General features: G+C 46.8%; 1 protein-coding gene. It reads right to left on the minus strand.

Annotation, left to right across the window (positions count from 1 at the left end):
* A partial coding sequence (locus tag VJI93_RS08905; protein ID WP_324009339.1) for a 50S ribosomal protein L4 occupies positions 1-267 on the minus strand: 267 nt, incomplete at both ends.

Here is a 267-nt window from a genome sequence, read left to right on the forward strand (position 1 = left end):
TTTGCGGTTAACTTTTTGAGACCAATCTTGTGGGCGAGCAGCAAAAGTTTTACCACCACCTACCCAGATTGGGCTACGAATAGAACCAGCACGAGCGCGACCAGTACCTTTTTGACGGAATGGCTTTTTACCACCGCCAGAAACATCTGCACGTGATTTGTGAGCACGAGTACCTTGACGACCACCAGCTAAGTAAGCTGTAACAACTTGGTGTACAAGAGCTTCGTTAAATTCACGTCCGAAAGCAACTTCAGACAATTCAACAGC

Source organism: Parvimonas sp. M20, from assembly GCF_035282425.1.
Lineage (GTDB): Bacteria > Bacillota > Clostridia > Tissierellales > Peptoniphilaceae > Parvimonas.